At 41.9% G+C, this 4,436-nt stretch carries 3 protein-coding genes; 1 reads left to right on the top strand and 2 read right to left on the bottom strand.

The features are described 5' to 3' along the window. Positions 1-9 precede the first annotated feature (9 nt). A complete protein-coding gene (locus tag AACQ17_RS06655; RefSeq protein WP_017050246.1) occupies positions 10-942 on the top strand; it encodes a LysR family transcriptional regulator in 933 nt (310 codons plus the stop codon). Positions 943-1,131: 189 nt separating this feature from the next. Here AACQ17_RS06655 and AACQ17_RS06650 read toward each other — a convergent pair whose 3' ends face one another. Next, a complete protein-coding gene (locus AACQ17_RS06650) occupies positions 1,132-1,872 on the bottom strand; it encodes an isochorismatase family protein (protein WP_236732680.1) in 741 nt (246 codons plus the stop codon). Between the two features lie 221 nt (positions 1,873-2,093). Further along, positions 2,094-4,436 (bottom strand): hypothetical protein (locus tag AACQ17_RS06645; protein WP_240507699.1); only part of this gene is annotated, 2,343 nt, incomplete at its 5' end.

Genomic DNA, 4,436 nt, shown 5'->3' with positions numbered 1-4,436 from the left:
GGTGATGGTATGGTCGCCCCAGAAATCAATTTGCGCAGCATTGACTTAAATTTATTGACGATTTTAGAAAAGCTATTAATTCATAAGCATATTAGTCAGGCCGCTCAAGTATTAAACATGAGTCAGCCAGCAGTCAGTCGAGCTCTGATGCGCTTGCGCGAACAATTTGGTGATCCATTGCTGGTGAAGGTGAAAAATGAGTACCGTTTGACTGTAAAAGGTGAGCGCCTTTATAGCGAATTGGAAATATCACTCAATACCATTCGTCATATGTTGGTAGATGACGAGTTTGACCCCCGGCAATACTCAGGCGTGTTCACTATAGGGGCGCTGGATTTCGAAATGATGATGATTGTGCCGAAATTGTTGGCGCGTTTTCAACAGCGTGCTCCAAACTTGAAATTACAAATTGTGTCTTACAACTCGTTTATGCCGTTGCATGATTACTTGGAAAAGGTGGCGGATTTATTACTGTATTCCACCGATGAGTCACCCACTAACGTGTTTAAACAGCGTTTATTTAATGATAACTATGCCGTAGTGATGTGTTGCCAGCATAAATGGGCTCATCAGCCTATGACGTTAGAGCGCTATTGCCAGAGCCGACATCTAATCATCTCCGGTAATGGCTTGGGCAAAACGGATATGGATCATGAGCTGAAAAGACTGGGTTATCAGCGCGAAGTGGTGGCATCTTTGCCACATTTTTCGATGGTGCCGGAGTTATTGATTAACACTGATCTGATTGCCACTTTACCAAGACGTCTGGTCTCTCACCTAGGTAGACGTTATGACATCACGGTGGCCGATTTACCGTTTTACACTGCCGACTTTCGAGTTGAACAATTTTGGCATCTCATTCATCACAATAGCCCAATCCACCAGTGGGTGAGGCAGGAAATAAAAAATATGGTGGATGAAGAAATCGGGGAATCGGTGTGAGGCGACTTTATTGAGCCGCCTCTTTCTTTAGCGGATTCTAACTGGGAATATCGCAATAAATTTGAAGCCTCACACAATCGGCAGCGTAAGACTGCTTGTTAAATATAAGATACAGAGTAGGGCAAAATATAGCGATACTCCACCATATCGCTACTCCTTACTTACTTTAAACAAAGCCAAGTTAAAAACTTAAGCACCACTATAGCAGGCTGCATTGAAATCAAAAGGCTGTTTCTGTTTTCTGAAAATATGAACGTTTGGATCTGTATCAAGACCCAGCTCAGTCCACGTGCTAGAAATACCAGGCTTATTCGCTTTATTAGTAACAATGTCTTCGCTAACCAAAACGTTAATACGTTGCTCTTTTGAGAGAACGTAAGCAGTATGTCGCACACAACAATCACTGTTAAACCCCATGATGACTGCACTATCAATTTGGTTTTGGTTAATAAATTGAATGATTTTACTTTGAGAGCTGGTATCAATTTCAACCGTTTCTTTCACTACATAATGGTATCGTTCAGGTCCAAACTTATACATTTCAGATTTGAGCTTTTTAAAGGTCGGGTTGTGTTCAAGATAACGGCTTCTGTCTCCACCATAGTTATCTCGTAATGAAAAACGGTCAATGTAGTTGATATCAAAGACGTGAAGCTTGTTTTCGTTGGCAAACTTCAACATTTCTATTTGGTTTTTCCAAATTTTTTTATTGCCTGGTGCTTGTGCTGGTGACCAAGGCAACTTTGATGTCGTTTCTTGCATGTCAATCATGAGGATAACTGGTTTGTCCCCCCTGTGTATACGAGACAATATGTCATTTTTTAAAGCCCCTACATCTGCCCATGATTGCGTTGAAGAAAGGATTAAGCTGAAGGTAAACAGGACTCGTGTTGTCAAAAACTTCTTATTCATACTGTGTATTGGTTCCATGGTTTTATTCCTACAAATACTTAGGGTTGTTAGGACTGAGATCACAAGCCACTTTACGGTCACTTTGCTGTTTCACAGCCCATTCAATGGATGCTTGTACTTCCAATTGCTGACTTGTGAGTGATGACATTAATTCATGTATAGGAGCAATCCACTCAAGTAAACTGTCGCTATTTATATCTAATAGCGCTTTTTTGACAGGGGTAAAATTGATGTGGCACTCACGTCCACTCACGTCCTGGTTGGTTGTTAAGTTGATTTGACGCATTAGCCAGAGCAGAAAATCTTTCATTGAGAACGGATTGAGGATCAAAGAGCGCTCGCAGTGAAGAGTCTAACTTTTGGTCATAATTGTATGGGGGGAGGTGAGAGATTGTATAACGAAGAACATTGCCAGGAAGCTCTTCAGTAAAGAGAACATCATTTGGCATGTCGTTGGCATGTCCGGTAGAGGTGTGCTGCTGGTGGACGATGGCTGCATATCGATGGAAGTCCCCTATCTGAGAGATAAGCCAGTCTGTGCCTTTTTGTTTTGATTGATTTATTGCTTCAATCATCTCTCTTTTTAGGATCTCTTTGGCTATTTGAAGCGAGTTTCCGGAAAGAGAAGCCAAATCCAAAGTTGAGTTTTTTAAGGCTGAAGCCATTAAAGGGGCATGCTTTTCTAAGTCAAAGCTGCCAGGGTGCGCATAGCTCAAAAACTGAGTCAGTTGAATCGCTTGCCACTCGCTTTCTAGGGCTTGAGGAATAAGCTCAGCAAGTTTGATTTCCCTGTATCTTGATACTGAGCTTGAATAATCCGCAAACCACCGACTAATGTCGGATAAAGAGGAGTGTTGAGAGATGTTTTGCCTCTCTAAGTATCCGGCATTCCATCCTTCACAATTATGTGGACACTCATCTTTTATCTGCGCATCGGAACCGAACAACCATTTGTGCACTAAAGCTCTGTCTTTTTTTGCATTATTTTTGGCGGCCTGCTGCTGCGAATAGTGAGTGATTTGTTGTTCAAACCATTGTTCTTCTTGATTCGCATCCCAGCCTATGCTGATCAAATTCAAGATGGCTGCGTCGAACTTTGTATGAAAATTTTGGCGTGGCTGAGAAGTGATTTGGCTGATAACTGCGTCTTTTGCTGGTTCAAATTTTCGTGTTTCAGCCGGTATCCATTCGTATTTTCTACATCCCTGGAAGTTAGGATCACCTGCCAACACTCCAAATGAGGTGCATTTTCTATAGCCTTCATTCAAGACGAGGGTTTTTGTTTTGAGCTCATCAGCCGTTGCTGGACGGTAAAGAACACTACGCGCCATTTCATCGATCGCATATCGGCTAGCTTGGTCTTTAAAAAATTGAGTTGATTTTTCTAGAGCACCAGAATCAAACAAACGATCAACGGCTTGTCGGCCATCGATTATTATCTGCTTTTTAAGTGCTGAACTGATGTGCTCAAGATGTTCGCTTGCTGTATTTGCAATCTGCTTCTTGGTCGACAGAACGGTTTTAAAGGCCTGCGTAAACGCCTGTTGATCAATATGCCCAGTACGTAACTCATCTAGACGCTGCACAACACCGCTTAATACACTTTGCTGGCAGAGTTGTAAGTTAGTAAGTGCTCCATTAGCTTCTGAGGTCGATGGAGTGCTTGAAGAGCTATTGGAGTTTGAATTGGTATAAAGAGATGCAATAACTCGGGTTTCTGCATCACAAGCGCTAGTTAAGTCGCTAGGAAACAAGCGCGAGCCATTATGGTCAAACGAAAGAAGCGTATAAACATACTTATGTAACTCTTGATCGAGTGCGCTAATAAGCTCGTTAGACAATTTAGCTTGTGCGTAAACCATTTCCTGATAATGGTATTGATATTTAAGAGTGATATCTTTTGCGTACGCACCGACTATTTCAGTGACTAAATCCGCTTGTTTACTGGCGAGCTCTGCCCAATGTTTCTTGTTTCTTAAATCTTGTTGGGTGGCAATATCGTCGTGTATGTTGAAACTGTAATGTTGACCACTTGAAATGGCATCCCAGCGGTGACTTAATATCACTCGGTCTATTTCTCTTTCGGGTAGTTTGAGTACACCAAACCAATCCACTAGCCCCATAACCGTTGCAAATCGATCATAAGAAGTTTGGGATTCATCTTTAAATGTATTACCTATCTCTTTTGCCCAAAACCCTACCGCCGCAGCATCTCCAATAGGGCCAAGCACTTCAAGAGCGCTGGTAGCGAATTTTGAGCTTGTTCTACCTAGTGTTTGCAGCAGTCTCTTTGCTGCGTCTGCTTCTATGGTAAGTATTGAGCTAGGGCCTAGATCCAGTAAGGAAGAAGATTTTGAATACAGCTCATTAGCTTCAATAATTGAAGGTTTTAATTCAGTGAAGTGTTCTGGCGTGGAAGAAAAAAGTGTGTCAACTGTAATGTCGTCACTAAATAAGGAATAATTATCTTTGCGTAATGCCCTCATGGAGTCGTTATCGAGGATGTTGATTTCATCCCCGATTCGGCAAATCTCAAAGGCAGTAGTGGATGTAGTAAAAAATGCACTTACGAGCAGCAGTTT

The organism is Vibrio sp. V10_P2A27P122 (assembly GCF_963874335.1).
In the GTDB taxonomy this organism is placed as follows: Bacteria; Pseudomonadota; Gammaproteobacteria; order Enterobacterales; family Vibrionaceae; genus Vibrio; species Vibrio anguillarum.
The sequence above is the reverse complement of the archived record's forward strand: the minus strand, read 5'-3'. Positions and strand labels throughout refer to the sequence as shown.

What these genes read in the sequence shown, in the direction of transcription:
- AACQ17_RS06655 (WP_017050246.1), top strand. Translation starts at nt 10, where the DNA reads ATGGTCGCCCCAGAAATCAATTTGCGCAGCATTGACTTAAATTTATTG.
- AACQ17_RS06650 (WP_236732680.1), bottom strand. Translation starts at nt 1,872, where the DNA reads ATGGAACCAATACACAGTATGAATAAGAAGTTTTTGACAACACGAGTC.